Source organism: Gemmatimonadaceae bacterium (genome assembly GCA_036496605.1).
Taxonomy (GTDB): domain Bacteria; phylum Gemmatimonadota; class Gemmatimonadetes; order Gemmatimonadales; family Gemmatimonadaceae; genus AG2.
This window is the reverse complement of the sequence record DASXKV010000044.1, coordinates 43,716-70,179: the sequence shown is the minus strand read 5'-3', so window position 1 is coordinate 70,179 and position 26,464 is coordinate 43,716. Positions and strand designations below refer to the sequence as shown.

23 protein-coding genes are annotated in these 26,464 nt (G+C 62.6%); 7 read left to right on the top strand and 16 right to left on the bottom strand.

Going from position 1 to position 26,464, the window contains the following annotated elements; genetic code table 11:
* Positions 1–134: 134 nt before the first annotated feature.
* Positions 135–473, bottom strand: a complete 339-nt coding sequence (locus tag VGH98_17380; GenBank protein HEY2377749.1) for a hypothetical protein — start codon at positions 471–473, stop codon at positions 135–137.
* A 227-nt stretch (positions 474–700) separates the two neighbouring features.
* On the opposite strand from VGH98_17380, the gene VGH98_17375 reads away from it, so the two are divergent.
* The 6 genes from VGH98_17375 (at position 701) to VGH98_17350 (ending at position 8,730) form a co-directional block, all read left to right on the top strand.
* Positions 701–1,921, top strand: a complete 1,221-nt coding sequence (locus VGH98_17375) for a serine hydrolase domain-containing protein (GenBank protein ID HEY2377748.1) — start codon at positions 701–703, stop codon at positions 1,919–1,921.
* A complete protein-coding gene (locus tag VGH98_17370; GenBank protein ID HEY2377747.1) occupies positions 1,918–3,777 on the top strand; it encodes a sodium:solute symporter family protein in 1,860 nt (619 codons plus the stop codon). Before VGH98_17375 ends, VGH98_17370 begins: the two co-directional genes overlap by 4 nt.
* Positions 3,778–3,842: 65 nt before the next feature.
* A complete protein-coding gene (locus VGH98_17365) occupies positions 3,843–4,199 on the top strand; it encodes an iron-sulfur cluster assembly accessory protein (GenBank protein ID HEY2377746.1) in 357 nt (118 codons plus the stop codon).
* Positions 4,200–4,205: 6 nt separating this feature from the next.
* Positions 4,206–6,194: a glucosamine-6-phosphate deaminase gene (gene nagB, locus VGH98_17360; GenBank protein HEY2377745.1), complete on the top strand. Its 1,989-nt coding sequence runs from the start codon at positions 4,206–4,208 to the stop codon at positions 6,192–6,194.
* A 47-nt stretch (positions 6,195–6,241) separates the two neighbouring features.
* Positions 6,242–7,801, top strand: coding sequence for a sodium:solute symporter (locus tag VGH98_17355; protein ID HEY2377744.1), 1,560 nt, complete (start codon positions 6,242–6,244; stop codon positions 7,799–7,801).
* A complete protein-coding gene (locus VGH98_17350) occupies positions 7,798–8,730 on the top strand; it encodes a BadF/BadG/BcrA/BcrD ATPase family protein (protein HEY2377743.1) in 933 nt (310 codons plus the stop codon). The genes VGH98_17355 and VGH98_17350 overlap by 4 nt, the downstream gene beginning before the upstream one ends.
* A 26-nt stretch (positions 8,731–8,756) precedes the next feature.
* Here VGH98_17350 and VGH98_17345 read toward each other — a convergent pair whose 3' ends face one another.
* From VGH98_17345 to VGH98_17280, 14 genes are all read right to left on the bottom strand, one after another.
* Positions 8,757–10,130, bottom strand: a complete 1,374-nt coding sequence (locus VGH98_17345; protein HEY2377742.1) for a dicarboxylate/amino acid:cation symporter — start codon at positions 10,128–10,130, stop codon at positions 8,757–8,759.
* Positions 10,127–11,662 (bottom strand): amino acid permease, encoded by a 1,536-nt coding sequence (locus VGH98_17340; GenBank protein HEY2377741.1) that lies wholly within the window; start codon positions 11,660–11,662, stop codon positions 10,127–10,129. The genes VGH98_17345 and VGH98_17340 overlap by 4 nt, the downstream gene beginning before the upstream one ends.
* 127 nt (positions 11,663–11,789) lie before the next feature.
* Positions 11,790–14,330 (bottom strand): sodium-translocating pyrophosphatase, encoded by a 2,541-nt coding sequence (locus VGH98_17335; GenBank protein HEY2377740.1) that lies wholly within the window; start codon positions 14,328–14,330, stop codon positions 11,790–11,792.
* Positions 14,331–14,398: 68 nt separating this feature from the next.
* Positions 14,399–15,946, bottom strand: a complete 1,548-nt coding sequence (locus VGH98_17330) for an amino acid permease (protein HEY2377739.1) — start codon at positions 15,944–15,946, stop codon at positions 14,399–14,401.
* A gap of 356 nt (positions 15,947–16,302) precedes the next feature.
* A complete protein-coding gene (locus VGH98_17325) occupies positions 16,303–17,148 on the bottom strand; it encodes a hypothetical protein (protein ID HEY2377738.1) in 846 nt (281 codons plus the stop codon).
* Positions 17,149–17,284: 136 nt separating this feature from the next.
* Positions 17,285–17,728: a biopolymer transporter ExbD gene (locus VGH98_17320; GenBank protein ID HEY2377737.1), complete on the bottom strand. Its 444-nt coding sequence runs from the start codon at positions 17,726–17,728 to the stop codon at positions 17,285–17,287.
* Entirely contained in the window at positions 17,728–18,225 is a 498-nt protein-coding gene (locus tag VGH98_17315; GenBank protein HEY2377736.1) for a biopolymer transporter ExbD, read from the bottom strand. Before VGH98_17315 ends, VGH98_17320 begins: the two co-directional genes overlap by 1 nt.
* Before the next feature lie 26 nt (positions 18,226–18,251).
* Positions 18,252–18,989, bottom strand: coding sequence for a MotA/TolQ/ExbB proton channel family protein (locus tag VGH98_17310; GenBank protein HEY2377735.1), 738 nt, complete (start codon positions 18,987–18,989; stop codon positions 18,252–18,254).
* Between the two features lie 20 nt (positions 18,990–19,009).
* A complete protein-coding gene (locus VGH98_17305; protein HEY2377734.1) occupies positions 19,010–19,726 on the bottom strand; it encodes a TonB family protein in 717 nt (238 codons plus the stop codon).
* Positions 19,727–19,818: 92 nt separating this feature from the next.
* Complete coding sequence (locus VGH98_17300) at positions 19,819–21,369, bottom strand: HAMP domain-containing sensor histidine kinase (GenBank protein ID HEY2377733.1); 1,551 nt, start codon at positions 21,367–21,369, stop codon at positions 19,819–19,821.
* A 13-nt stretch (positions 21,370–21,382) separates the two neighbouring features.
* Positions 21,383–22,054: a response regulator transcription factor gene (locus tag VGH98_17295; protein ID HEY2377732.1), complete on the bottom strand. Its 672-nt coding sequence runs from the start codon at positions 22,052–22,054 to the stop codon at positions 21,383–21,385.
* Positions 22,055–22,159: 105 nt separating this feature from the next.
* Entirely contained in the window at positions 22,160–23,581 is a 1,422-nt protein-coding gene (locus VGH98_17290; protein HEY2377731.1) for a sigma-54 dependent transcriptional regulator, read from the bottom strand.
* Positions 23,578–25,044 (bottom strand): ATP-binding protein, encoded by a 1,467-nt coding sequence (locus tag VGH98_17285; GenBank protein ID HEY2377730.1) that lies wholly within the window; start codon positions 25,042–25,044, stop codon positions 23,578–23,580. The genes VGH98_17290 and VGH98_17285 overlap by 4 nt, the downstream gene beginning before the upstream one ends.
* Positions 25,045–25,275: 231 nt before the next feature.
* Positions 25,276–25,761, bottom strand: a complete 486-nt coding sequence (locus VGH98_17280) for a redoxin domain-containing protein (GenBank protein HEY2377729.1) — start codon at positions 25,759–25,761, stop codon at positions 25,276–25,278.
* Positions 25,762–25,995: 234 nt separating this feature from the next.
* Between VGH98_17280 and VGH98_17275 the strand changes: the two genes are divergently transcribed.
* Positions 25,996–26,250 (top strand): hypothetical protein, encoded by a 255-nt coding sequence (locus tag VGH98_17275; protein HEY2377728.1) that lies wholly within the window; start codon positions 25,996–25,998, stop codon positions 26,248–26,250.
* Positions 26,251–26,269: 19 nt separating this feature from the next.
* Here VGH98_17275 and VGH98_17270 read toward each other — a convergent pair whose 3' ends face one another.
* Positions 26,270–26,410: a hypothetical protein gene (locus VGH98_17270; GenBank protein HEY2377727.1), complete on the bottom strand. Its 141-nt coding sequence runs from the start codon at positions 26,408–26,410 to the stop codon at positions 26,270–26,272.
* Between the last annotated feature and the right edge of the window lie 54 nt (positions 26,411–26,464).

Genomic DNA, 26,464 nt, shown 5'->3' with positions numbered 1-26,464 from the left:
ACGCAAAGGGCGGAACACCCGGCCATCACAAAGCGAGCGAGCCGAAGGGAGAGTCGGTCCTCGCTTCGGCTCGTAAAGGTATCCCATGCACGGAGTTGTAGCAACCGCCGCTGAAGTCGCGGCGCGCTCCGCGCTCAGGGCACTTTCCAGGTGAATGTCGATGCGACCGTCAGCGGATTTTGCGAGTCGATCTGGCTTCGGCCATCGACCGTTACCGCGCGAAGCTGCACCTGCGTCCCCAGTGGAATGCCGCGAACGGGAAGATTCTCCGTGGTGTTCGCTCCGACCTGCCTGACGAGGGTCTCCGCTCCATTCTGGAGGATGTACACGTTCACCGGCTGCGGGAAGTTATTCGTGAAGTGAAGCGTCGCTTCGACCGCCGGAGCGGTGCGCACGGACGCCTGTCGCGGACCACACGCGCCGGTCATCATCACTGCGACGGCTACGCCAATCGCGGCACAAATTCTCCTCATCGGTATATCCTCCCATTAGGCGAGTCGCCAACTCGCCCGCGTGTTGTGGACCGGCCGAGCGTGCAAGAGGGATGCACGACTCACGGCGGACAACCTAATGCGTACTGGCCTCTGCTCGCCAACCGGCTATGCGTACCTTCTCACGTCGAGGATGTCTATAATGCGTCATACCACGACCGAGCCGCTTTATCGCACGCGTCGACTCCCCGCCTTGAACCGTTGAGCCGATGAGCATACTCGTCACCGTGCGCTCTGCCCCTCACCGCCATCGCGCAGCCGTCCTGTTTCTCCTCGGCGGCGTCGCCTGCGCCGGTGCACCCGGACCGATCGCGAGATCGCAGTCTCTACCTTCGACCTCGGCACCCGAACGCGTTGCGTTGCGCGATTCATTGAGCGCCATTCTGACACGAGCGCACAACGACAGTGCCTTTCCGGGCGCGTACGCCATCGTTGGGACGCACGCCGGTATCCTCGCCGAAGACAGTGTCGGTCACCTCGATTGGGGTCCGAGCGCAGTACCCGACGAGCACTCGCTCTGGGATCTCGCATCGCTCACCAAGGTCGTCGGCATGACCACGGCGATGATGCAGCTGCACGAGCAGGGAAAGGTCGACCTCGACGCGCCGCTCCAGCGCTACATCCCCGAGTGGCGTGGTCCGCACAAGGAGCTCGTTACGATCCGACATCTCATCACGCATACGTCGGGGCTCCCCGCCTTCGAACCGTACGATCGACAGACGCACGATCCGGATAGCCTAGCGAAGCTGATGTTCGCGACGCCGCTCGACACGCTCCCGGGCGTACGTATGATCTACAGCGATATCGGAGCTTATATGCTCGGCCGGCTCGTCGAGCGTCTCTCCGGCGAGTCGCTCGATCAGTATGTGCTCAACCACGTGTTCCACCCGCTCGGGATGAACGAGACGATGTATCGCCCGCCTGCCGCCCTCAAGCCACGCATCGCACCGACGGAGATCGATCCCATCCGCGGCGGCAAGGTCTGGGGTGTCGTGCATGATGAGCGCGCGTACTACCTGGGCGGCGTATCCGCGCACGCGGGCATTTTCAGCTCCGGATACGACCTTGCGCGGTTCGCGCGGATGTATCTGAATAACGGAACCCTCGACGGCGTACGCATCATTAAACCGGAGACGATCGCGCTGTTCACGACGCGTCAGGTGCAGGACCGCGCGCTGGGCTGGCAGAAGCCCGACGGACGCAATTCTGCCGGTCACCTCATGTCGGAGCGTGCCTTCGGTCATACCGGATTCACCGGCACGTCGATCTGGATTGACCCGGCGCGCGATGTGTTCGTCATTCTCCTCAGCAACCGCGTGAACCCGACGCGCGCGAACACCAAGATCGGTCGCGTTCGTGTCGCGCTCGCGGACGCCGTGATGTCGACGATGGCTCGCTTACCCATTTCCGCGCAGAGCTCCCACCCATGAATCTGACAGCGATCGATTGGGCAATCGTCGCCAGTTACTTCCTTCTCTCGGCGGGTATCGGCTTCGCGTTCACGCGACGCGGTGGCGAGAGTCTGAGTGAGTACTTCATCTCGGGCCGCCAAGTGCCCTGGTGGCTCGCCGGCGCGTCGATGGTCGCCACGACCTTCGCCGCCGACACGCCCCTGGTTGTCACGGGACTCGTGTCCTCACACGGCGTTGCGGGAAACTGGTTGTGGTGGAATCTGCTGATGAGCGGGATGCTGACCGTGTTCTTCTTCGCCCGTCTCTGGCGTCGTGCGAACGTCATGACGGACGTCGAGTTCGCGGAGATCCGGTACGGGGGCAAGCCCGCGGCTGCCTTACGAGTCTTCCGCTCGCTCTATCTCGCAATACCGATCAACCTGATCATCCTCGGCTGGGTGACGCGCGCGATGATCAAGATCCTCACGATCTCGCTCGGGCTGCGCGACGTGCAGCTCGGTGGCGTGACGATTTCCGGACAGGTGATCGCAGTTGGCATTTGCTTCGTCATCACGGTTGCGTACTCGGTCGCAGCCGGAATGTGGGCGGTCCTCTGGACCGATCTCGTGCAGTTCGTAATTAAGATGACCGCGGTGATCGTGCTCGCGATCTTCGCGGTGAAGGCAGTCGGCGGAATGGCTGCGTTGAAGGCTGGAGTGGCCGCTCACTTCGGAAGCGAGAAAGCAGCGTTATCCGTGTTGCCCGTGTCCTGGGGACCCAGTGGCCTCATGGCGTACGCCTGGATGCCGATTCTCTCTCTTGCGGTGTTCCTTGGCGTGCAATGGTGGGCGGCCTGGTACCCGGGTGCGGAGCCGGGCGGCGGGGGCTATGTCGCGCAGCGAATCTTCTCGGCACGCACTGAGAGGGACGGCGTCCTCGCGACGCTCTCGTTCCAGGTGGCGCACTATGCGCTGCGCCCGTGGCCGTGGATCATTACCGGCCTCGCGACGATCATACTGTATCCGGCGGGCATCGGACCGACCCACGATCACGAGGCCGCCTACGTCCAGGCCTTCGTCGATCTGCTGCCGACGCCCTGGCGCGGCTTCATGATGGCCGGTTTCGCCGCGGCCTACATGTCGACCGTCGCAACTCAGTTGAACTGGGGCGCGTCGTACCTCGTGAACGACGTCTATCGCCGTTTCATGAACAAGGAGGCCACCGAAAAGCACTACGTCTCGGTGTCGCGCTGGGCGACAATCTTTCTGTTCCTGGCCTCGACGATTGTCACCTGGCAACTCTCGTCCGTCGAAGGCGCGTGGAAATTCCTGCTGGCGCTCGGAGCCGGCACGGGGCTGGTGCTCATTCTCCGCTGGTACTGGTGGCGCATCAATGCGTGGTCGGAGATCAGTGCCATGGTCGCGTCGTTCGTGATCTCGGTGATTGCGCTGAAGACCATCGCGCCGCGCTTCGCGCCGGGCGATTCGAACGCCGATGCGGTCGTGATGCTCGTTACCGTCGCGCTCAGCACCATCATCTGGCTCACCGTGACATACCTCACCCAGCCTGAGTCAGATGCAGTGCTAGACTCTTTCTACAAGCGCGTCCGTCCCGGTGGTCCGGGTTGGGCACATGTCTCTGCGCGACTCGGCTTTGGCCGCGAGCACATCCCTGGCGGCGCGCTGGCATGGACGAATTGGGTCGCGGGGATCGTCGCGGTCTATTCCTCGCTGTTTGGATCGGGAAAGATCATCTTTGGAGAGATCACGCCGGGCGTGATAATGCTCGTCATAGCCGCACTGGCCTTCAGCTGGATCGCGAGGTCGTTCCGAATGGAGCAGCCGCCGCCCGCCATTGCGCAACGTGAAGCGCAAGAAGCGGTGGCGGCCGATTGACCGACGCTTTATCTTTCGCGTAACCTGCGGCGCTGCAACACTTGGCCGCGTTGAGGAGGGTTCGAATGAGCACAATGAATCAACCCGAGCTGGCGGTAGTCATCACACCGAACGCGTCAGCCGAGGTGAAAAAGTTCATGGAGCAAGAGGGTGTCGATCCGGCCAAGGGCGGTCTCCGCGTGAGCGTTCAGCCCGGTGGCTGCAGTGGCTTCAAATACGGCCTGCTGATCGAGGACGAGGCGGCCGAGGACGATCTGGTAGTCGCTCAGGGCGAATGGCGCGTCTTCGTCGATCCGTTCTCCGCACAGTATTTGAATGGCGTCACCATCGACTACGTCACGTCGATGATGGGCTCCGGCTTCACCTTCAAGAATCCTAACGCGTCTGGCGGTTGCGGCTGCGGCAGCTCGTTCTCCGCCTAACATAAGATGGCCGATTCGGTCACCGGCGTCCGCGCGGACGCCGTCGCCGAGAGGGAGGCCCGCGATCGCTCGCCGAGTCGCGGGCCTTCTCGTGTCCCTCACATCCCCGCAGGCCTCGAGCGCATTCGGACGCTCGTGGTCGACGATCACGAGCACATTGCGCGACTGGTTGCGAATCGGATCGCCACTCTCGTGCGTGAGAAGGACGCCGCAGGCGAGACCGCGGTGCTGGGACTCGCGACGGGTTCCACTCCGATTGGGGTCTATCGCGAGCTGATTCGCATGCATCGCGAAGAGGAGCTGAGCTTCCGGCACGTCGTAACGTTCAATCTGGACGAGTACTACCCGATGCCGCGCGAGAGCATCCACTCCTACCATCGGTTCATGTGGGAGAATCTGTTCTCGCACATCGACATCCGGCCCGAGAACGTTCACATCCCGGACGGTACCGTTCCGCCCGATCGCGTCGAGGAGTTCTGCCGCCGCTACGAGGATGCGATCGCCGACGCCGGAGGAATCGATTTTCAGATTCTTGGTATCGGTAAGACGGGCCACATCGGCTTCAATGAGCCGGGTTCGGGTGCGGACAGTCGCACGCGGCCCGTCACGCTCGACGCCATCACGCGCCGCGACGCCGCTGCCGACTTTTTCGGCGAGGAGTTCGTGCCACGCGAGGCGATCACGATGGGCGTGGCGACGATCCTCGATGCGCACGAGATCGCGATCCTCGCGACGGGCGAGCACAAGTCGACGATCGTCAGGCGCGCCGTCGAGGGTGACATCGACGTCGAGGTGGCCGCGACCTTCCTGCAACGCCATCCGGATACGACGTTCTACGTCGATCGGGCGGCAGGCGCCGAGCTCACGCGCATCAAGACCCCGTGGCTCATCGACGAGGTGCAGTGGACGCAAGAACTGATGGTCCGCGCCGTGATGTGGCTCTCGCAACAGACGGACAAGGCGATCCTCAAGCTCACGCAGCGAGACTATGCGGAGCATAAGATGTCGGCGCTCGTCGCGAAGTACGGCACGCCGGGCGAGGTGAACGGGAAAGTCTTCAACATCCTCGGCGCGAAGATCCGAGGCAAATCCAAGCTGCCGACGCACCAGCGGATCATCTGCTTCTCGCCGCATCCCGACGACGACGTCATTTCGATGGGTGGCATACTGCGCAAGCTGGTCGAGAACGAGAACGAGATCACGATTGCCTATCAAACGAGCGGCAACATCGCGGTGTTCGATCACGATGTGCGCCGATACGTCGATTTTCTCATGCGCACGGCCGGCAATGATTTGATCGATCCGGCAAAGGTGCAGAGCCTCGCGGAAACGGTCTACTCCTTCCTCGAACGCAAACGGCCGGGGGAGGTCGACATCCCGGAGGTGCAGGACATCAAGCGCATCATTCGCGAAGCGGAAGCCGTGAGCGGCATCGAGACCGTCGGCCTGCCGCGCGGTGCGGCGCGCTTTCTCAACTTGCCGTTCTATCAAACGGGCAAGGTCCGCAAGGACGCGATCGGCCCGAAGGACGTCGCCATCGTTCGTGCTTTGCTCGAGGAGATCCGTCCACAGCACATCTTCGTCGCCGGCGACCTGTCGGATCCGCATGGCACGCACCGCATGTGCAAGGAGGCAATCGACCGAGCGCTGATGGAAATCGGGTCCGAGTCGCCTAACGGTGAGGAGGGCTCCGCTCGTATCAAGACGCAGGCATCCGGCCGCAGTCCGGAGATCTGGTTATACCGGGGCGCCTGGCAGGAGTGGCCGATCGACGCGGCAACCTGGCTCGTTCCACTCTCCCAGGAGGAGTTGCGACTCAAGATCCAGGCGATCTTCAAGCATCAATCGCAAAAGGACTCGGCGCCCTTCCCGGGCGGCTACGACGAGCGTGAGTTCTGGCAACGCGTCGAAGCACGCAACAAGGGCACGGCGGCGGAGCTCGACCGGCTCGGGCTGGCCGAGTATTTCGCGATGGAAGCGTACGTGGTCGAATAGCGGTGGCGATTGCCTAACGTCTCTCGTCATCGCCTAACGCCCGCCGCATGACCCGCGGACTCTCCGCACTCGACGCGGTCGTCATCCTGCTCTATCTCGTTGGCACGACCCTGCTCGGTATCTGGGTTGGCCGGAAGCAGCGCGACGCGAAGGACTACTTCGTCGCCGGCCGCACGATTCCCTGGTGGGCGGTCATGTTTTCCGTCGTTGCCAGTGAGACGAGCGCGCTCACGTTCATCAGTATCCCCGGGCTCGCCTACATCGGCAATCTCGGATTCCTTCAGGTCTCGGTTGGGTATCTCCTGGGTCGTATCGTCGTCGCGACGGTTCTGCTGCCGCGCTACTACCAGGGCGAGCTCGTGACGGCCTACGCGCTCCTCGAACAACGCTTCGGTCTCGCCACACGACGCTTCACATCGGTCGTGTTCATGCTGACGCGTGGGCTCGCCGACTCCGTGCGCGTCTTCGCGACGGCGATTCCGATCGCGCTCATCCTCAACGGTGTGGTACCAAGGCAGTGGGTCATGCCGACGGCAGTGCTCGTCCTTGGGACGCTGACGATCATTTACACCTATCGCGGCGGGATGCGCGCCGTCGTCTGGACCGAAATTCTCCAGGCGAGCGTGTACATCATTGGCGGCATCGCGGCGCTCGTCCTATTGGGGAAGCTCGTGAATGGCGGCTGGTCGCAGATCGTGGCAACGGCTGGACCGGCGGGCAAATTGAAGTTTATAGACTTTTATACAGGCTTCGATCGACCGCACACGGTATTCGCCGGATTGATCGGCGGCGCATTCCTGTCGATGGCGTCGCACGGCGCCGACCAGCTGATCGTCCAGCGCCTGCTGTCGGCGCGCACGCTCAAGGATGCCCAGGTGGCAATCGTCGGCAGTGGCGTCGCCGTGACGTTGCAATTCACGCTCTTTCTCCTGATCGGCGTGGGGCTGTGGGCGCTGTACGGCCCCAACCATGGCTTCGCGAAGCCCGACGACGTATTTCCGACGTTCATTCTGCAGTACATGCCGCACGGCCTGCTCGGACTCGTGCTCGCTGCGATTCTCGCCGCCACGATGAGCACACACTCCGGCGCGATCAATTCGCTCGCGGCCGCTGCGACGCACGATATCTATCTCCCGCTCACGGGAGGCCGCGCTGACGATCCGCGCACGCTGCGGGTCGGAAAGATCTTTGCGCTCCTCTGGGGCGTGGTTCTCACCGGCGGAGCCCTGCTCTTCCCTCAGAACCAACAGACTCCCGTTGTCGTCGTCGCGCTTTCGATCGCTTCGTTCACCTACGGTGGTCTCCTCGGAGGCTTTTTTCTCGGTATCTTGTGGCGTCGCGCGCGGCAGTCCGATGCAATTCTCGGCATGTCGCTCGGCATTCTCGCGATGGCCTTCGTGGTCTTCGCCAAGCAAATCGCCGCCGCGGTACCGGCCCTGGCCGGCGTTCTTCAGCCGTTAGGCAGCATTGCGTGGCCCTGGTATGTTCTCATTGGAACGATGATCACCATCGTGGTTGGCATGCTTTCTTCATTCACACACGCCGGCGCCGCGCCGGCCGCCGCGTCCGACGTGCGCTCGACTCCGATGCGGGGGCAGGCATCGTGACGCTCGTCGTCATTGGCATCGATGGCGGCGGCTCCAAGACACGCGCGATGGTCGCCGACGAGCATGGCGGCAAGATCGCCGACGTCGTCGGTCCAGCGAGTGCCGTTAGGCCGGGCCGGGTGGACGAGTCCGCGGCGGTCATCGCCGACGTTGTGCGAGACGCGCTCGCCTCGTGCGAGATGACGCACGTCATGCCGCGCGTACTCTGTGTGGGTGTCGCCGGGGTCGGACGCGACGCCGAGCGGCAGGAGCTATGGCAAGCGCTCGTGAGCCGCGAGCTGGCGGACGAAATTGTCATTCACTCGGACTTCAGCGTTGCGCTCGACGACGCATTTGGCGATGGACCTGGCGTGCTGCTGATCAGCGGGACGGGGTCGATCGCGTTTGGCCGCAGCCCGACCGGCGCGACCGCTCGCTGCGGCGGCTGGGGTCCGGTGTTCGGAGATGAAGGGAGTGGCGCGTGGATCGGCCGAAAGGCGCTCTCCGTCGTCGCGGCGGCGAGCGATGGCCGCGAGCCGGAGACGTCGCTCACGGGTGCCATTCTCACCGCGGCGCAGGTGAACGAGCTGGCGGAGCTCATCAATTGGGCGGCGTCCGCAACGCCGCAGGGCCTCGCCTCTCTCGCGCCCGTAGTGATGAGCGTCGCCGATGCGGGGGACCTGCGCGCGAATTCGATTGTGAGTCTCGCCGTGGAGGAGCTCGCCCTGCACATCCGCGCTCTGGCACGTCAGCTGTTCGTCGATGAGCGTGCGGCGCTGCCCGTCGCCCTCACCGGCGGCATGCTCCAGCGCGGGTCGACGCTGCGCCGCCGTCTCGAGCATCGGCTCAAGACGGCGGTGCCAGGCGCTCAGCTGAGCACTGAAGAAGTGATCCCAGTGCGCGGTGCAGTGCGCGGCGCGCTGCGATTTGTCGGCGAGAGCATGACGTAGTTGTCATCCCGAGGCAAGGACGACCGTTAGGCAACCGGTGTCTCGACCGCGGGCGCCTCGAGCCGCCGCCCCGCAAGCGCGTCCGCGACCGGCGTCGATGCAGCAGGACGATCGAATTCACCATCCCACCGTGCCATCACGACCGTCGCAAGGCAGTTGCCGAACAGATTGATCGATGTGCGCGCCATGTCCATCAGCGCATCGACACCGAGAATCACCGCGACCGCCTGAAGCGGCAGATTGAATTGCGTGAGCGCCCCGGAGAGGATGACCAACGCCGCACGCGGTACTGCGGCGACTCCCTTACTCGAGAGCATCAGCGTCAGCATCATCACGAGCTGCGTCGAGATTGGCATGTCGATCCCGGCTGCCTGCGCCGCGAAGACCGACGCGAGCGCGAGATAGAGCGTACTGCCATCGAGATTGAACGAATAGCCCGTCGGCAACACGAAGGCGACGATACGGCGGGGGACGCCTAACGCCTCCATCTTCTCCATCGCCAGTGGCAGCGCCGCCTCCGACGACGCCGTCGTGAACGCGATGAGCCACGGCTCACGCACCGCGCGCAGGAATCGGCGCACCGGGACCCGCGCAATAATCATTACCGGCACGAGCACGAAGACGACGAAGGCGATCAGCGCGCCGTAGAGCGCGAGCACCAGAATCCCGAGATTCCGCAATACACCGAGGCCGCTCTTCGAGATCGTCACGGCAATTGCGGCGCCGATGCCGATCGGCGCGAACTTCATCACGATGCCCGTGAACTTGAACATCACCTCGGAGAGACTTTCGCACGCGCTCAACATGAACGTCTTCGCACGCTCCTGCTTCACCTGCGACAGCGCCACGGCGAAGAGGATCGAGAAAAAGACGATCTGCAGCACTTCGTTGCGCGTCGCCGCGTCGAAGAAGCTCTGCGGCACGGTATGCTCGAGCACACCGCTCAACGTCGTGTGCGTCGCGGCGAGTTGTGTACCTTCGGCCGCCGATGCCGCACCGAGGTCCACGCCGCGACCCGGCTTCAGGACATTCACGACGATCAGCCCAACCGCCAGGGCGAGCGTCGTCACGACCTCGAAATAGATGATCGAGCGCAGAGCAAGCTTGCCGACGCGTCTCATGTCGTCGCCATGCCCGGCGATGCCGACGACGAGCGTTCCGAACAGCAGCGGCACGATCAACGACTTGATCATGCGCAGGAACACCGTCGACAGGACGTTCAGATCCGTCGCCGCCCAGCCGTGATGCGCGTCGCGTGCGCTCTCGGGAAAGAGCCAACCCAGAAGGATCCCGACGACCATCGAGACCAGGATCCACTGCGTCAGCGATACGCGTCGGAGTCCGCGTCGCGGAGCGGCCGAGCCGTTCGCCGTGTCGGCAGGTGCTGCGCTATAAGTCATGGCACTCGCTCGCGTGGTCGCGTCGAGGAGAGGTCGGGGAGCTCAGGGCGCATGCTGCGCCGCAGGGTTGAGTTGCGGAAACCAAAGCTAAAGTACAGCACGAGCCCGATCGCCAGCCACCACCCGAATCGCTCCCATGCCTGAGGAGGCAGGCCCCGCATCACATACACACACAACGCGGCGCCGACGATCGTCACCGGCCAGACCATCGGTACCCGGAATGGTCGTTCACGATCCGGGTCCGTATGGCGAAGCACAAGCACACCGATGCAGACGAGCACGAACGCGAACAACGTTCCGATGTTCGTCAGATCATATGTCTCGCCGGCATCGCCAATGAGCGACCACGCGGCAACGAACAATCCGGTAAGGAGGGTCGTTATGTGTGGAACGCGATGCTTGCCACTGACTTTCGCGGCCCACTTCGGGAGCAGTCCGTCCCGTGCCATGGCGAAAAAAATGCGCGGCTGGCCGTACTGAAAGACAAGCAAGACGGCGGTCATCGAGACGACGGCACCGAGCGAGAGCAGGCGGCTCAGGCGATCGAGCCCGGCGATCTGCAGCGCGCGCGCGAGCGGATCGGCGACGCCCAGCTGGCTAGATGGCGCCATACCCGTGAGCACGGCGCCGATGATGATGTAGATAATCGTACAGATCGCCAGCCCGCCAAGAATCCCAAGCGGCATGTTTCGCTGAGGATTCTTCGTTTCCTCAGCCGCCGTCGATATGGCGTCGAAGCCGATGTAGGCAAAGAAGACGATCGCCGCGCCCTGATGAATCCCCGTCCAGCCGTTAGGCGCGAAGGGATGATAGTTCTTCGGATCGATGTGCATGAACCCGACAACGACGAAGAGCGCAAGGACGACGAGCTTCACCGCGACCATGATGTTGTTCGCCCGCGCGCTCTCGCGGACACCCATCATCAGCAGCCAGGTGACCAGCAAGACGATGATGGCCGCCGGCACATTGATGAGGATCGCAACACCAGCGAGATGCGGCGCGGTCTGTAGCAGACCGTGAATCGCAGGATCGGAGCTGAGCAGTGCCGTGCGATAGCCCGTCGTGAGCCAGAGCGGTGCCCCGAAGAGCCCTCCCGTGAGCGTCTTGAAGTAATCTCCCCACGAGATCGCGACGGCGACGTTGCCGACGGCATACTCGAGGATCAGATCCCAGCCGATGATCCAGGCGACGATCTCGCCTAACGTCGCATACGCGTACGCGTACGCGCTACCCGCCTGTGGGATCATCGACGCCAGCTCGGCGTAACAGAGGCCAGCGAGCGCGCAGGCGAAGCCGAGGAGCAAGAAAGAAAGAACAAGCGCCGGTCCGGCGCCCGTACGAATGATGTGGCCCGCCGCGTCGGTTTGCCCCGCGGCCGCGGTACCAATCGCGCCAAAGATCCCCGCGCCGATCACCGCGCCGATCGCCAGCATGATCAGATCGCCGGCGCCCAACGCACGCTTCAGCGCGTTGGGGTGCTCACCTTCGACCAGCAGCTCCGAAATAGGCTTTCGCGAGAAGAGTGAAGGCATGAAGGATAGTTCTAGAGTTGTGTCATGCTGAGGAGCGAAGCGACGAAGGATCTAGCGTCCTTGCCCTGTGACTTGCTTCGACGCAAGGACCCAGATCCTTCGCTGCGCTCAGGATGACAAACTGGCTTCAGCGCGCAGGCACCCGCTCGGGCGCGCCCGTCGGCAGGTCCGCCGGCCTCTCGGATTCGATGCGCATGCTGTAGAACGAGCGATACACGAACACCAACGCGAGAAGGAAGAAAATTCCCGCGAGGACGAAGGTGAACTGCGTGCCGCGCGAATTCGCCACCGACACCGCCAGCTCGACCGTGAGAAGACCGAACAGCGTGGTGAACTTGATGATCGGGTTCATCGCGACCGAGGAGGTGTCCTTGAACGGATCGCCAACCGTATCACCCACGACCGTAGCTGCATGCAGCTCCGTGCCCTTCCCCTTCAGCTCGACCTCGACAATTTTCTTCGCGTTGTCCCACGCACCACCAGCATTCGCCATGAACACCGCCTGGAACAACCCGAATAGCGCGATGGAGACGAGGTAACCGATGAAGAAGTATGGCTCGACGAACGCGAACGCGAGCGTGAAGAAGAACACCGTCAAGAAGATGTTGAACATTCCGAGCTGCGCGTATTTCGTACAGATCGCCACCACTTTCTTCGAGTCTTCGACGGAGGCTCTTGTTACGCCTTCCAGTCGAATGTTGGCCTTGATGAACTCGACGGCGCGATACGCGCCCGTCGTCACCGCCTGCATCGATGCACCGGTGAACCAGTAAATCACCGCGCCGCCCGTGATGAGTCCGAGCAGGAACGGCGGATGCAAGAGCGACAGGTTGGCGATGAGCTCGGGACGCAGGCCCTGCGTGAGTGCCACGATGATCGAGAAGATCATCGTCGTCGCACCAACGACCGCCGTTCCGATGAGCACCGGCTTCGCTGTCGCCTTGAACGTGTTCCCCGCTCCGTCGTTCTCCTCGAGGAAGTGCTTCGCGCGCTCGAAGTCGACGGTGAAGCCGTAATCACGCTGGAGCTCAGCCTTTATGTTAGGCACTTCTTCGATGAGCGACAGCTCGTACACCGACTGGGCATTGTCCGTCACCGGCCCGTACGAGTCGACGGCAATCGTCACCGGACCCATACCGAGGAAGCCGAACGCGACGAGGCCGAATGCGAACACCGCCGGGGCAATCATCAGCGAACCGACGCCGAGCGTGCTCACGCCGAACGCGATCCCCATCAGCGCGACCATGACGATGCCGAGCCAGAACGCACTGAAGTTTCCCGCCACGAGCCCGGAAAGAATATTCAACGATGCCCCGCCCTCGCGCGAAGAGGTCACCACTTCGCGTGTGTGTCGCGAGTCAACGGACGTAAAGACCTTTACGAATTCGGGAATGATCGCACCGGCGAGCGTGCCGCAGGTAATGACTGTCGAAAGCTTCCACCACAAGCTGCCGTCGCCGAGGTCCTTGATGAACACGTACGAGGCGATGTAGGTGAGAATGACCGATACGATCGACGTGAGCCACACGAGGACCGTGAGCGGCGATTCGAAGTTCATCCGGTCAGCGGTCGCATAGCGCGCTTTGGCGATCGCTTCGTTCAGAAGATATGAAATACCGGACGCGATGATCATCACGATGCGCATCACGAAGATCCACACCAGGAGCTGCACCTGCACCGTCGCGCTGGACACCGCGAGCAGGATGAAGGTGATGAGCGCGACGCCCGTGACGCCGTACGTCTCGAAACCGTCGGCGCTCGGACCCACCGAATCGCCCGCGTTGTCGCCCGTGCAATCCGCGATCACGCCGGGGTTGCGTGCGTCGTCCTCCTTGATGCGGAAGACGATCTTCATCAGGTCCGAACCGATGTCCGCGATCTTCGTGAAAATACCGCCCGCGACTCGGAGGGCGGCTGCGCCGAGCGACTCACCGATTGCGAATCCAATGAAACACGGACCCGCATAATCCCGCGGAATAAAGAGCAGAATAAAAAGCATCAGCACGAGCTCGACCGAGATGAGCAACATGCCAATGCTCATTCCCGCCGAGAGTGGAATCTGATAGCACGGATACGGCTTACCGCGGAGACTCGCGAATGCCGTCCGCGAGTTTGCGAACGTATTCACGCGGATGCCGAACCAAGCAACGCCGTAACTACCAGCGATGCCGATGAGACTGAACAGCAGGATGACCGCCACCTTGAGCGGCGGATATCCATGTACTTCAGCGCCTGACGCGTCGGTCGTCGGCGCAAGCATACCGAAGTACACGGCCGCAATCAAACCGATGAACACCCACAGCAGGAGGATGAATTTTCCCTGATTCTGCAGATACGTCTTGCACGTTTCGTAAATCAGCTCGGAGATGTCCAGCATCGACTTGTGCACGGCCATGTTCTTGAGGCGATTGTAAATCGTTAGACCGAACAAGAGGCCGAGTGCGCAGACGACGAGTCCCGACAGCAGCAGCTTGTGGCCGTTGATGCCGAGAAAGCTCACTTGCGTCAGATCGGGAATGATGAGGTTCGCTTCTCCCCCGCTAGACGGCGGCGAGGCCGGCGCCTGGGCGAAGAGCGGCGTGGCGAGCGGCGTCGCCAGCGCTCCGAGCACGAACGTGAGCGCTAGCGGAAGTCGTCTACGCAGCGTGGTCACCAACGAAGGCATCATTACGCTTTCTCCTGAAGAGCTGAACGGTCGTATGATCGAGGGGAGATCGAAGGGCGCGAGCCCGAGCCTCACACTCGTGAGGCGGCACCGGGAGACGATGGTTCGATCCGGCGCCAGAGGAAGAATACTGGAATACCGATGAGTACGAGCACCAGACCCAAGAAGGCGTCCTGCCGCGTCGACGGCGAGAGAACGATGAGCAGCATGACGAGCGTCGTCAACGCGATGTACACGGCGGGGAGCACGGGATAGCCAAAGGCCCGATAAGGTCGCTCCATATCGGGACGCTTCGCCCGCAGAATGAACAGACCGATCGTCGTCAGCGCATAGAACACGAGCGCCGCGAAAATCACATAATTGAGCAGTTGACCATAGCTCCCCGTTAGGCAGAGCAGGGCCGTCCAGATCGACTGCACGATCAGGCCGGCAGCTGGCACCCGTCGCGCGTTCAGGGTCCCCACCCGACGGAAGAACAGCCCGTCGCGCGCCATCGCGTAGTACACACGCGCTCCGGCGAGAATGAGCCCGTTGTTGCAACCGAAGGTCGAGATCAGAATCGCGATGGCCATGATCGTCGCCCCCGCGGCGCCAAACACGACCTCGAGCGCCGCCGTGGCCACGCGATCCTGCGTCGCGCTCGCGATGCCGCGTGCGATCGCCGTCGCGCCCTGTGGATCGCCGGCCATCGGGAGGACGTTGAGATATCCGACATTCGCGAGAACATAGAGCAGCGTCACGAGCCCGGTGCCCAACACGAGGGCCAGCGGCAAGTTTCGCTTCGGGTTCTGCACCTCGGCGGCAGCGAAGGTCACGTTGTTCCACGCGTCGCTCGAGAACAACGAGCCGACGAGTGCGGCACCGAACGCGATGACAAATGCGCCCGAGACGTCCACGGTGCCGAAGAAGTGACCGTTCGAAAAATTCGCGGCGAGCGCCGTCGCGTTCCTACCGACAGTGATGCCGATGAGAATGAGCATGGCGAGCGCGCCGGTCTTCACGATCGTGAGCGTCGTCTGCACGATCTTCCCCTCGCGGACGCCACGCAGGTTGATCCACGTCAGCACCGCGATGCTCACGAGTGCAACCAACCGTTGTGGCGTTAGGCCGAGCTGAATGGCGTTCGCGGAGTCGGTGCACCCGAGCCACCTCGAACAGACATCCGCCTGGGGGAACCATGCATAACGATTCGGCGAGATCGTGGGCCAGAGCACGCCGAGAAACCGCCCGAATGCCACCGCGACGGCGGCGATCGTTCCAGTCTGAATGACGAGAAAAAGGGTCCATCCGTAGAGAAATCCCATCAGTGGACCCATGGACTCGCGAAGAAACACGTACTGGCCGCCCGCTCGAGGAAACATCGCCGCCAGCTCGCCATACGAGAGCGCTCCGAGCAGCGTGACGACACCGGTCACGATCCACGCGAGCAGCAACCAGAAGGGAGAGCCGAGCGTCCGCGACATGCTCGCGGAGACGATGAAAATTCCCGAACCGATCATCGAGCCCGCGACGAGCATCGTCGCGTCGGTCAGGGTCATCGCCTTGATGAATTCCGGATTGGCTTGCTGCGTCGGACTCGACGACCCCGCGCCGGTCTTGGGGGCGGCCACGCTCGTCATTCGGCTCCTGGTGATTGCACGAAATCGCGATCATCAAGCTGCCGACGGGATGGTTTGCCGGAAGCCGGTGAAAAATCGTGCAATTCGTGGCGCGGCGCTACTGGCACGCGAGCAAAGCTCGCGTGCTAGTAGCAACCTCGCTCGCTGACGCTCGCTCGAAGTCTTATTTGAAGTCGTTCGCGCTGCGCGCTCACTCCCCACTCCGTACGCCTACCCAGTCCATCGACACGTCAGACGTGCGCGAAAGTCGGGAGCGCGCGCAGCTGCGCGCGCGACTCCAAATAAGACTTGTCGCGAGCGCCAGCGAGCGAGCGCGATCGGCGATGAGTTCTGAGGTCGCGAGCGAAGCGCGCGACTCAGAACTCGTAGCCGAGCTGCGCCTTCATTCGAACCGGAGTGCCGTCGGGTCGAGTGCCGGGGCGGAAGCGCACAGAACGCAGCACTTCCTCGATCTTCTTGTTGTAGCCGCCGTCCTTCGTCGGCGTGAAGTCGAAGGAGCGGACACGCCCCGTCTCGTCGACGTCGAACTCCGCGACGAGGTGAAAGCCGCGCACCTTATCCGGCGCCGGCAGCGGAGGAAGGAAGAATTCGATAGGCTGAGGCGGATAATTGACCTGGCTGCCGCCGCCGGTGCCGGGGCCAATACCGGCCCCTCGACCAGTGCCGATGCCGCTTCCTACGCCGCCGCCACTACCAGGGCCACTCCCATTCGTTCCGTCATGGCCACTGCCGCCCCCCACGCCTGTCGTAGCGGCAACATCCGGAAGCTTCGCCGGCGCTGGGACGTCGAGCTTTGCTTCGACGGGGGGCGTAGGTGTCAGTTCGACCTTCACTGGCTCTGGCGGTGGCACCGGCGGCGGCGGCGGCACGACGGGCTCGGGCGGCGTCTGCGGCGCCAGATTCGCCGGCTGCGGTGCGACCTGTATGAATCGCAGTCGCTCACTCTGGTCCGCGACGCCACCCGTGCCGCCGTGCCCGCCACCACCGCCACCCGCAGGGCCCGGACCACCGGCCCCCTGATCGCGCTCGACGATCTCGTGATGTACCGCGAACGGAGTGATCAGTAGCATAACGATCGCGACGTGCAACAGCAGCGACAGAAGAGCCCCCGCCCGTCGATCCTCGCGCGCGCGCGGCAACGCCAGCGCCGGAAGCTCTCGGCGCCGCGTGAACGACGAGCTCGGTGAGGTCGTCGGCTGCATGTCAGATGGACGTGGCGATGCGCTCATACGATGCGGATGGGCAGAGGCTGTGCCCTTCAATACCCCAAAAATTATACGACGGGCGCTCCTTAAAGGTTCGCCCGCCGTATCGTTTTTTGCTACTTGTCCTTCGAGGCTACTTCCCTGCTGGCTTCGTATCGCCTGGAATGTCCTTCGGCGGAACTCCGATGACCTTCACCCCGGCACCGCGTGCGATGTCCATCGCCTCGATGACGTCGGCATACTTCACCTTGGGATCACCCTTCACGAAGATGATCTTTTCGGGACGGGGATCGTAAATCTCCTTGAGCTGGCGCTTCAGATTGTCCGTGCCCACTACATCCCGGGTGTTGATCGAGAACTGACCACCAGGTTTGACTTCGAGTACGATCTGGTCGGACTTCGAGTTGTTCGGCTGCACGCTCGGCGTGGGATCCGGAAGCTGAATGTCGATCGCTTTCCGCATCGACGGCAGCGCCGCCATGAAGATGATCAGCAGCACGAGCAGAACGTCGATCATTGGCGTGACGTTGATGTCGTTGCTGAGGCCTCCGCCACTACCGCCTGACGACATAGCCATTACGGTTTCCCTCCCGCCGGCGGTGCTTTGCCGACTGGCGCCGTCGCCTTCGTGTCGCCGACGACTGTCGAGATCGTTCCCGGCTTCTGCTCCGAGATCATGCCCGTAACGCGCACTCCGTTCTTGGCGGCGAGGTCCAGCGCATCGAGCACCTTGGAATAATCGAGCTGCTTGTCCGCCTTGAGGTAAAGAATCTTGTCCTCCGTGCGGGCATCATAGATCCGCTTCAGCATCGGACCCACGTCCTCGGTGCGAATGCGCTTCTTGTTCAGGTAATAGTTCCCATCGCGGTCGATGCCCAACACCTGATCGAGGTTGGCATCTTCTGGATGGTCCTTCAGGTTGACCGCCTTCGGTGGATCGGCATTGAATCCGGCGAGTAGCGCCGGAGTGACGACCATGAAGATGATCAGGAGCACGAGCATCACGTCGATCATCGGCGTCACGTTAGGTGACGAGGCGACACTCCCGCTGCCACTACTAGACGACATTGCCATCGGAATTCCTCCTGAGGGAATGTCGCTTACTGGGCGATCGGGCCACCGGCTCCGCCGGAGGCGTTGAACTCACGCGTGAAGCGACTGCGGCCGAACTCGCCCGAGACGCCCTTGATCAAATAGTCGATCATCTCTTTGGAGACGTACGTCATCTCGGCGGTGAGATTGTCGATCTTGGTCGTGAAATAGTTATACGCCCACACGGCCGGGATCGCGACGAGTAAACCGAACGCCGTCGTGATAAGGGCTTCGGCGATGCCACCACCGATCGCGGCGAGACCGCCCGATCCAGTCGCGGCCATTCCGGTGAACGCGTTCACGATACCCATCGTCGTGCCGAGAAGACCGACGAACGGCGCCGTCGCACCGACCGTCGCGAGAACGGCCAGGCCGCGCTTCAGATTCGTGATCTCGAGCAGCATGTTGCGCTCGACCGCGCGCTCCGCCGAGTTGATGTCCGCGACGGTGACCGACCCGTCCTGAATGAGAGGCTTCACTTCCTGCAGCGCGCCGCCGAGCACGAGCGCGACATGCGACCGCTTGTAACTCTCAGCGAGGCGAATCGCTTCGGTGAGGTTGTCCTCCTCGAGGAACTGCGAGAACTCCGGCGCGAACTTGATCGTTTCCTTCTGAGCCTTTCGCAGGCCCCACCACTTGGAGACCATGACTGTCAGCGAGTAGATCGACATGACTGCCATGACAAAGCAGATGAACTTGGCGAACAGCCCCATTTGGTGCCAGAGATCGATAAGCGAGAGATCCATGGTGCGCTCCGAAAGGTGATTTACTTGTTGAGACCGAAGACGAAAGGCATTTGGACGAGCTGTTTCACTTTCCGGCCGCCGACTTCCGCCGGATAAAAGCGCATGTTGGCGAGCGCGGACCTCACGGAATTCGTGAAGAGATCGTGGCTGGTCTTGAGCACCTTGAAGGTGTTCATCTCCGCGCGACCGGTGGTGTCGACGACGAACTGAGCGAGCACCTCGCCCTCGACGTTGGCCGACCGGAGCATGTCGGGATAGCGCGGCCGCGGATTGTCCGGCAACGCAGCGACCTGCTTCTCGACCTGGAACTCGAAGTACGGCTGATCGCTCACGGGCTGCGGCGTTCCGCCGACGACGCCCTTGGCGATACCACCCGCGACGCCCTTACCCGAGAAGTCATCTTCATTGGTGACATGCTTCGAGAGGTCGATGTCGGGCAAGACATCGGGGATCTTGATTGGTGCGGTGAGCACCTGGAAGCCCTTCGGCGGCGGCGCCTTCATAACGACGTCCGGCGGCGGCGGCTTCGGCTCCTCCTTCGGCGGTGGCGGCTCGTCCTTCTTCTTCATCTCGACGAACTCGACCTTCTCCGCTTTCGGTTTTTCAATTGCGTCCTTCGCCTGCAGCGTTCCGTAGACCGCGGCAGTGATGAGGACTACGTGCAGGACAGCGCTGAAAATCACGCCGCCGGCCCGCTTCTGCTTCTTTGCCTTCGATTCGATGAGGTTATCGAACATGTCCTTTGCGACCTAGTTCGGGTGCGTGTGACCGGGCGAACTATTCGTCGTCAAAGCTATTTTCGCGTATTAACAGCGGAATGACCGCTTCATTAAGAATCGGTGAAGTCGCTGTTAGAATCACCTTTCCCGCCGGAAGCACGTGAGGCGGTTGATGTTGCCGGCTCCGCGCGCTGAATGGCGTCGTCAACGGGCATCGGCGCCGTCGGAAGAACGACGGAGAACATACTGCCGCGTCCCAATCGCGACTGCACCGTGAGCGTGCCACCATGTGCCTGCACGATCCACTGCGCAATCGAGAGACCGAGCCCAAATCCGCCACGGTCGAGGGCCCATGAACTATCGTCGCTCGCCACACGCCGCGAGCGAACGCGATCGGCACGCCAGAATCGCTCGAACACATGCGGTAGGTCGGACGCCGAGATCCCGATGCCGGTGTCGCGCACGTTGAGCGCGACCTCGTCGTGTGGACGACGCGTCAGCGAAAACTCGACGTGACCGCCGCGCGGCGTGTACTTGATCGCGTTCGTCACGAGATTGAGAAAGAGCTGGCGGAGTCGATCGGGGTCGCCGAGCACCGTCGCGTCCTCGCAGGCGAGCAGTTCGATCGTCAGGCCCGCCTCCTCGCCGAGAATCGCCGCGGTCTCGAACACGTCGCGGACGAGCGGCTCGAGCCGCACGGGCTCCCGATGCAGATCGTAGCGCCCCTCGTCGGCGCGCGCAAGCGTGAGCAAACTCTCAACGAGGTCGGCCATCCGCGCCGTTTCCTGGAGCGCCTCCTCGAGCGCGACCATGCGGTCGGCCGGCGAAGTGACCGGATGCATCGCGCGCTCCACGTCCGCGCGCAGCACGGTGAGCGGTGTCTTGAGCTCGTGGCTCGCATCCGCGGTGAATCGCCGCAACGCGGTGAACGAGCTCTCGAGCCGCGCGATCATGGCGTTCAGTGTCGCCGAGAGGCGCGCGAGCTCGTCGCCGCTCGTCGCCACTGGAAGTCGGCGATGCAGACTCCGACCGTCGGTAATCGCCTCGACTTCGTTGATCAGCTCATCCACGGGCCGGAATGCATGTCCGGCGACGAAGTACGCCACGCCTAACGAAATGATGAGGATCACCGGCGCGAGCGCGAGCAGCGTCCCGAGCAGCAGATGCGGCGCGACATTCGCCAGGTCGGTCGGCAGCCCACCGACGACTCGCGAAATGTTCCCGCCGACGCTCGGATCGCGCCGGGCAACGAGCATCAGCCGCCCTTTGATGAGCGAGTCGGCCGTGAGCGCCAGGCGCGCCGCCGAGCCACCGGGGCGCAGCTGAAATGCCAGGGTGTAGAGGTCCTGCTGATCCTCCGCCGCGAGCAGGCGAACAGCATTCGAGGAGTACAGCAGACGGCCCACACTATCGAGCACGACGAAGTAACCCGGATGGCGGTCGAGCTGCTCGCCCATCTCTTGTGGCGCGAGGCGCTGTCCGCCGAGCTGCGCGTTCCGAATCGTCGCGAGCACGTCATCGGCGAGCGCTGCCGCCTGCTCGAGCAGGTCCTGATCCGCCTCCGCGCCACGCGCCACGTACAACGCCACGGCGAACGCGATGAGCGTCGCCGTGAGCACGACGAGGTAGCTGACCGTTAGGCGCGTTCGTGTCGATGCCATCGCCCAAGCACCATCAACTGTCCTTGATCATGTAGCCGACACCGCGAACGGTCGTGATCATCTTGTGTCCGTGTTTCGCGTCGATCTTCTTGCGAAGATGGTTGATCACGACGTCGACGATGTTCGTGCCCGGATCGAAATGATATCCCCACGCATACTCGGTGATCAGCGTCCGGCTCATGACACGGCTGCTGTGACGCATCAGGTACTCGAGCACCGTGTATTCCTTCGGCGTCAACTCGATCAGCTCACCGTTCCGGCGCACCTCGCGCGTACTCTGGTCGAGCTCGAGATCCCCGACGCTCAACTTGTGAGGCGCGATCGCCTGCGGACGGCGCGAGAGCGCCTCCACGCGCGCGAGGAGCTCCTCGAACGCAAACGGCTTCGTGACGTAATCGTCCGCACCCGCGCGCAGCGTCGCCACCTTTGCGTCGACGGCGTCCTGCGCCGTCAGCACCAACACGGGCTTCTCGAATCCCTTCGCGCGCAAACTGTTGAGCACCTCGAGCCCAGGCTTTTTCGGCAGGCGCATGTCGAGGATGACGAGATCGTACGCCTCCGAGCTGGCTCGTCGCTCTCCCTCGTCGCCATCGGCAACGAGATCCACCGCATACCGTTGCTCCTCGAGCCCACGCTTCACGTACTGTCCGACCGTTGGGTCGTCTTCGATGACGAGAATCCGCATGCGAGGCGCGTGGGCTCGTGACTCGGGAAAAGGAAGGCGCGGTAAGCGAAGCTTACCGCGCGATTCCACAACACGCTACACGCTCAACACTCGACGCTCAACGCGCTAGTGGCGCTTCGGCCGTCGGAACTGGTACTCGCGAATTTTGCGGTACAGCGTCTTCGATGAGATGCCGAGCACCTCGGCCGCCTTCCCCTGATGCCACTTCGTCTGCAGAAGGACGGACTCGATGTGACGGCGCTCCAACTCCTCGAGCGTGAGCTGGCCGCCCACCATCGATGCGGGCGATCCCGGCGCCGCGGCGAGATTCAAGGGCAGGTCCTGCGCGCGTATCACACGGCCGCGCGCGAGCAGCACCGCGCGCTCGATCACGTTGCGCAACTCGCGAATGTTCCCTGGCCATTGGTATTCCTGCAGCAGCGCGAGTGCCTCCGGTGCGAGCGCCGACGCATCCACCGCGCCGAAGCGAGAGAGGAAGTATTCGGCCAGCAGCGGAATGTCGACTGCACGCTGACGGAGTGGCGGCAACGCAATCGTGATCGTGTTGACGCGATAGAGCAAATCGTCACGGAACTGTCCGTCGCGCACGGCCGATTCGAGGTCCCGGTTCGTTGCGGTGACGAGACGCACGTTCACCTCGACTTTCTGCGTGCCGCCGACGCGGAAGAAGCTTCCCTGCTCGAGTGCACGCAGAAGCTTCGCCTGCATCTTGCTCGTGAGCGCACTGATCTCGTCGAAGAAGAGCGTGCCGTTCGCCGCCACCTCGAGTAGCCCCGACTTGCGCGTTGTCGCTCCGCTGAAGGCACCGCGCTCGTGACCGAAGAGCTCCGTCTCGACCATGTTCTCGGCGAGAGTGGCGCAGTTGAGGTCGACCAACGGGCCGGCGCGGCGCGAGAGACGATGTAGCGCTCGTGCGACGAGCTCCTTCCCTGTGCCCGACTCACCAACGATCAGCACGGGCGTGTCGCTCGGCGCGGCGCGCTCGACCATCGAGAGCACGGCGCGCATCGGCGCATACTGCGTGATGATCTCCGGCGCCGCGTCGACGCGTGACAGCTTTGCGTGCAGATACTGGTTCTCTTTCGCCAACTGTCGTTTTTCCCAGGCGCGCCGGACGAGAACGTCGATCTCGGCCATTCGATACGGCTTGGACATGTAGTCGTAGGCGCCAAGCTTCATCGCGGTAATGGCAGTCTCGATCGTGCCGTTGCCGGTGATGATGATCATCTCCGGCGCGTCCGGCTCTTCACGGACCTGACGCAACACCTCGAGACCATCCAGCTCCGGCATGACGATGTCGAGCAGCGCCACGTCGAACGCCTCGGCGCGCAGCGCTTCGAGCGCCGCACGACCATCCAAGACTGCGGTCACTTGATGGCCTCGTCCAGCGAGAAAGCTCGTTAGGATCTGGCCGAGATGCTCCTCGTCTTCGGCGACGAGGACACGAATACGCCCTTGCTCCGGAATTGCCGGCTTCGGTACGGGCGTTTGAGAAGCAATGGGTCTGGTCGGAGTCGCGAGTGTCATACGGCGGCGCGAAGAGGTTGAGCAGTTGCCGCGGGAAGCACGATGCGAAACACACTTCCCTTTCCGATGACGCTTTCGACCTCGATGCGTCCGGAGTTTTCGGCAACCAGCGAGTAACAGATGGAGAGGCCGAGCCCAGTGCCACGGCCCGGCGGCTTGGTCGTGTAAAACGGTTCGAAAATTTTCGACAGCTCAGCGCTACGAATTCCGTCACCTTGATCGATGACTTCGGCGAGCACTGTATTGCGCTTGGCATCGGCGCGCGTGCGCAAAACGATCGTGCCGCGCTCGTGCATCGCATCCATGGCGTTGATGAGGAGCGCCATGACAACCTGGACGAGCTGCTCTTCGCTCGCTGACACGAAGGGCAGCGACGTTTGCATCTCGAGCTTGACGGTGAGCTTCTTGAAACGCGAGTGATGCTTGAGCAGAAAGAGTGTTTTTTCGAGCACGCTATTGATGTCGAACAGGGTACGGACCGATTTCTTCGGCCGACTGAAGTCGAGCACACCTTCGACGATCCCTTTGCACCGCTGCACCTCGTGTTCGATGAGTTGCAGTGACTCCGGAAGCGATGTCGCGAGGCGCGCCGAAGTCATTCCCTCTTCGGTTACGTGCACCGCCAGCGCCTCGGCGCACGCGCCGATTGTCGCGAGTGGATTGTTGATCTCGTGCATGACTCCCGCGGCGAGTGTCCCGATGGCGGCGAGCTTTTCCGCTTGCGCGAATCCTTCCTGTGCCTCGCGCCACTCCGTGATGTCTTCGCCGATCGTGATGACGTGCGATACCTCGGTGTCGTCGAGGCGCATGGGAATCTTGGTGATCCGATACGTGCGCTTCTCACCGGAAGCACTCGACTCGATCTGAAACTGCTGCATGCGACCGGTTCTGAGGACGTCCTCGAACTCACCACGAAGTACGTCCGCCGGCTGGCGATGGAGGATCTCGAAGATCGTGCGCCCGATCGCTTCCTCCCGCGAGACTCCCTGCATGCCCGTTTCGCGCTTCCGGTTCCAGGCCTGGATTCGATATTCGCGATCGATCACGTACAGGCCGACGGGAAGCGAATCGATGATCTTGGCAGTGAATCGCCGCTGCTCCTCGATCTCCATCGTCCGCTCCACGACTTCGCTTTCCAGGCGGCGGGCGTACTCGGCCGCGCGTAGCGGCGTAGCGAGCATGTCGGCGACGATGTAAAAGAGAACGCGTTCATCGGAGGTCAGGGGCTCGTGTCGTCTGAGGACTAGAGCGCCTAACACGCGATGTCCGGTCAGCAAGCGAACCGCGGCGAAGCCACGACTCCAATCGGCGCCATCGGCGAGGAATGCGGCGACATTCTCGGTCTCGACCCCCTCGCTTCCGACTCCCCACGCGCGGCGCAACCGCACCTTCTGGTTGTTGCTGCGTTCGTCCTGGGAGCCAAGCCACACGGCGACCTCTTGACCGTTCAACAGCGCGTTCACCGATCCAAGGACGGTGGGCGCTACGGCAGCAATCGATTCACCGGTCGCGAGGGTCGTCGCGATCTCGGCAATCGTAGCAAGCCCTGGCGTTGTCGACGTCGGGGCTGAAATGCGCCGCGCAGGTTGCGGACGAGGCCGAGGAGAGGGGGGCAGAATCGGGGGGATTCGAGGCGGGCAGAGCCATGGCCTTCTTGGTCAAGATGACCGAACGCCCCCAGAGGTAACTAATTCCTAAATCAAGCGTTCAACCGCGGCAAGAATCTCCTGATTCGTACGTTTATGGCTCGGATTCTCCTCGACGTGTGCCCATCGGACGAGACCATCGCGATCGACGAGGAAGTAGGCGCGGTTGGAAAAGAACCGATCCTCGTTGAGCACGCCGTAGCGGATCGTAACCTCACGTTTGAAGTCGCTTAGCAGGTCAACCTTCATGCTGTACTTCTGTTTGTACTCCTTGAGCGCGTAAGTCGAGTCGACGCTGATCGGCAGGACGGCCAAGCCGCGCTTTTCGAACTCGCTCCAGTCGTCACGCATTTCACAGAGCTCCGCCGTGCAGGTCGGTGAGAAAGCGAGCGGAAAGAACGCAATCAGTACGGGCTTGCCGCGAAGTTGCGAGAGTGTCACGCGCTCACCGGAGGTCGATGGAAGCGTGAAGTCGGGCGCAGGTGTGCCCACGGTTGGCGACGCCGGGTGCGTCGATGTGGAGATCGCGGCCATGGAAGAGCTCTCGGGTAAGTCGTGACGACGAGAACGAGATCACAAAGCTAACGCTGTCACCGCGCGGTTAGAGAATGGTCGAGAACAGGCGCCGATCAAGGCCGCGAGCACGACACGTGCTACCTCGCTCTGTGAACTTCATGCGCGCGATCGCCATTACCACCCCTAGATGCAGCGAGCGTGAGAGAGGAGAATCTTGGCAGCGAGGAGAGCCTCCCGCGAGTAACGCCTGATATGATCGAAGACTGGCTTCGCCACGCGCAGCTTCGCGCCGCGAACCTGTATTATCTCGCAGGCGACCCGAGTCCCGCACATCGCGAGCTAGCTCTGGCGGAGATGACCAAGGCGCTTCGTGAGGCACTCGAGGAAGTGCGCGTCGTCGCCGAGCAATTGCGGCACGACACAGACACTCGCCAGGGTTGGCCACGCCGATCGCCGACGGGGCGCGACCAACCGATCTCTCCCCCGCGGCCTCTCGAGCACGACTAACGAACGCAGCGTCGGACGTTTACGAGCCTGGCTCGAGTATTTCGGCGAGTGCGACATGCGTATCGGTCATCGCTCCACCTAACGAGAGACAGGGTGACGAGCGGTGGTAGTTATTGCCTGCAGCGAGTGTGCGGCAGCGCACGCAGCCGAATGATGACACGCGATATCTTCAAGTCGCCCACCTAGCTGACGGAAGCCTCACGAGGACTTAGCG